This window comes from Candidatus Cloacimonadota bacterium (genome assembly GCA_011372345.1).
Taxonomy (GTDB): domain Bacteria; phylum Cloacimonadota; class Cloacimonadia; order Cloacimonadales; family TCS61; genus DRTC01.
Genome location: DRTC01000621.1, coordinates 1 through 3,680, shown reverse-complemented (window position 1 = coordinate 3,680; position 3,680 = coordinate 1). Strand labels below are relative to the sequence as shown.

Genomic DNA, 3,680 nt, shown 5'->3' with positions numbered 1-3,680 from the left:
CGCGTATTCCGTTTATCGGATTTAACATCGAATGGTAGTAACTCATACCTCCGGTTTGAGAAAAAGTAACTCATACCTCCGGTTTGAGAAAAAGTAACTCATACCTCCGGTTTGAGAAAAAGTAACTCATACATCCGGATTGAGAAAAAGTAACTCATATCTCCGGTTTGAGAAATATCCAATGAACTTGTAAAAAAAATGTTTGTCATTGCGAGTCATTTTACAAAGGAATTCTAACGAAGCAATCTACGACTTTCTACTTTAGGAATGAAGAGATTACTTCGTTAAATGCTGGCAGGAGAGAACTCGTAATGACAGTAATGAATAAATTTGAATGATAGAGGAAATAAAATGAAAACACTTATATTATTAATATTAATTCTACTGATTTTGAGCGGATGTGACAATTTCACATCCTCCGCACGCTACACAAAAGACGAATATGTGATCACCGGATTATTGTATGAAGGACTTCCGGTTGAATATATCTTTATTGGGAAGACCATTTCTCCCTACAACGATTCCTACCCCGATATGAATGTTCCTGATGCGGAAGCTGTGATCAAAGAATTTGCTGGGGAAACGCTGAATGACTCCATTCCTCTCATCTATTTCCAGTTAGAAGATTCGATCGGAGTTTATTTGGATCCGGATATATTAATAGATCCTTCATCAGCAAAAACCATTTCAGCAGATTATACTTACAGGATTGAAGTCCTGATAGATGGAACACTGGTTAGTGCAGAAACTGAAATCCCCGAACCAATTGCTTTTGTTGATGATCCTGCTTTTACGGAAGATTCGACTGCTGTTTTTCCACAACTGGATATCGATACTGCTGACAATGAACATCCGCTGAAAATTCAAAGTCAGAATACTGAGCCGATAAATCTGCTCTATCGATTTTACTGCTTGCTCGATTTCGAGGATCATCCTCAATATATCATAAGTTTCGGAGATCACGACACACCTGAGGATGAAGAAGAATACGAAAATCCAGCGGATGGTTTTCCCCGCCGCATAGAGTTTTTCGGGCAATACCAGCCATCCGAAGAAAATGGGAATTTCTTTGTTACAGAAAGTGCTTATAGCGGAGCAATTGTTTTTTACGGAGATTATGAAATATCTGTTTTTTCAGTATCTGAAAATTACTACAATTATCTTTACAAAACTGATGGTTTCAAGCATGGCGGAATCGTGAACGGTTATGGCTATTTTGGAGCAGTCAGCGGAGTGAATGTTTATACGGAAGTTGTGGAATAATCAGCACTTTCCGAAGTTTCTCACAAAGGAATTCTGCCAACTAAAATTCGGAAAGTTCTTTTGTTAAATAAGTCGAATCGTGAAACCTTCCGAATCCAGAATGAAAGAAAAATTGGAAGAAGACTTCGGAAGGTGAGTTTTTTTGGATAAGTTATGAAAATATCAGTTTTAGGATGCGGTCGCTGGGGAACTTTTCTTGCCTGGTATTCCTCGCAGGTTGGGCACAAAGTAAAAATCTGGGGAAGGAAAGACTCCACAAAGTTTTTGGAATTATCTACAAAACGACAAAATCAATACCTGGCTTTACCCGAAAATTTAGACCTAACGAACTCTCTTGAAAACGCACTTTCATTCGGAGAAACCATCATTATCTCGATCAGTACTCAAGGATTTCGTTCTCTTTGTAAAAAAATCGAATCATTTCAGGTCTCGGATAAAACTTTTATCCTTTGTATGAAAGGGATCGAAACAACTACAGGTAAAAGACTCACCCAAATTTTCCGGGAAGAAATTCATACAAAAAATGAAGTTGCAGTCTGGCTCGGTCCCGGTCATGTTCAGGATTTTGTAAATCGAAAACCGAATGTCATGCTGCTCGGATCGGAAAATATTGAGACCACAAAATTCCTGGTCGAACAATTTAAAAGTAAATTGATCAGGTTTTATTACGGACAGGATATGATCGGTAATGAAATCGGAGCTGCTTCCAAAAATGTGATGGGAATTGCTGCCGGAATGCTCGATGGACTCAAATTAAGTAACCTGAAAGGTGCTTTGATGGCAAGAGGGATCAGAGAAATTTCACGATTGATCAGGGTAATGGGCGGCAACGAACTTACTGCTTACGGACTTTCCCATCTCGGAGATTATGAAGCAACTTTGTTTTCTTCTCACAGTCATAATCGCAAATTTGGTGAATCTCTCGTTCTCGGAAAAAAATTCGATAAACTGGCAGAAGGAGTTCCAACCTTGCAGGGATTAATGATTCTATCAAAAAATTATGAAGTGGAATTGCCAATCTGCCAAGCGGTACACTCGATCATCTTTGAAAAACAAAATCCGAAAAAAGTGTTGAAAAACTTGTTCATCAGGTCGATCAAATTTGAGTTTTGATCGTACCACATTTTTGCAAAATGTGATTTATTTTAAGAATTGAATGATTTATGTTTTTCTCACAGAATGCAATTCTGTGCTACCTCTCGTTACCAAACTCCTGTTTGGTAATGCAATCGGAAGCAAAACTCTGTTTTGAAAATATTATGATCAAGTCGTTAAAAATGATGAACTCGTAAAAAGTCTGATTTTATCATTCTGAGCGTAGTCGAAGAATCTCATAACTTATTGGAATAAAATATCTTTCGACTTTGCTCAAGATGACAGATTTCAGTGATTTTTAACTTTTTACGAGATCGTAAAAAATAAGAATCAAAGATTCTTTATGACAACGGAACAGCATTCCGTGTTTCAAGGAGGAAAAATGCAAAACTTACCAAAATGTAAAATCACTGTTTTGAAAAGAACTTTAAATCAAGACCTCATCGATGAATATTTATCACCGGAAGAAGAATTCAAGCAATGTGACTGCTTTTACGAAGGTCAGGAATTTATTATGGAATCTCCTTTTAATCCCCCAAAAGATTTCTGCTCCTGGGCTTGGGCTGATATTCGACAGGATATTCTGGCTTTGATGTCCGGAGCAAATTATTATTGGGTCAAGCAGAAAGGAGTTACCATTTCCGGCTGTACAGACTGGTTCAGACCAGTTATTTTCAAAATTGAGAGAATCGAGGAGTAACACATTTTTGTAAAATGTGGTTAAAACTGGAATTAAGTTTGCTTTTAGTGAACTTGATTCAAGTTCTTAAAACTCAACAATATGAATCAAAACACAACCATCCGCAACGCAACCATCGATGATCTACCTGCCATCATCGAGATTTACAACTCCTCCATTCCCTCTAGATTTGCAACTGCAGACACAGAACCAGTTTCAGTAGAAAGCAAAATTAAATGGTTTCATCAACACAATCCAAAGCATCGTCCTCTCTGGATCCTGGAAAAAGGAAATAAAATAATTGCCTGGATCAGCCTTTCTGACTTCAAAGAAAGACCTGCATATCAGAAAACTGTAGAAATTTCTCTTTATGTTTCTCCCGAATTCCAGGGAAAAGGTTTTGGAAAGAAATTAATAAAAAAAATGATCGACAAATGTCCCGATTTCGGAGTAGAAAATTTGATCGGATTGGTTTTTGGTCATAACAGGAAAAGCATCAAACTTGCCGAAAAATTCGGATTTGAAGAATGGGGATTTTTACCGGAAGTAACGGAAATGGATGGTATTAAAAGAGATGTCGTGATTTTGGGATTGAAGATTGAAAAAGACTCACGGATTTGCACCGATAAGAAAAATAATTGTT

Annotated in this window: 4 protein-coding genes; all 4 read left to right on the top strand. The window is 37.4% G+C overall.

Annotated elements, in window-relative coordinates:
• Positions 1-351 precede the first annotated feature (351 nt).
• On the top strand, positions 352-1,263 hold the full coding sequence (locus ENL20_11905; GenBank protein ID HHE39259.1) for a DUF4249 family protein: 912 nt from the start codon (positions 352-354) through the stop codon (positions 1,261-1,263).
• 153 nt (positions 1,264-1,416) lie between these two features.
• Complete coding sequence (locus tag ENL20_11900; GenBank protein ID HHE39258.1) at positions 1,417-2,376, top strand: NAD(P)H-dependent glycerol-3-phosphate dehydrogenase; 960 nt, start codon at positions 1,417-1,419, stop codon at positions 2,374-2,376.
• Positions 2,377-2,701: 325 nt separating this feature from the next.
• Complete coding sequence (locus tag ENL20_11895) at positions 2,702-3,058, top strand: TIGR04076 family protein (protein HHE39257.1); 357 nt, start codon at positions 2,702-2,704, stop codon at positions 3,056-3,058.
• Positions 3,059-3,139: 81 nt separating this feature from the next.
• On the top strand, positions 3,140-3,680 hold a 541-nt coding region (locus tag ENL20_11890; GenBank protein ID HHE39256.1), incomplete at its 3' end, for an N-acetyltransferase family protein.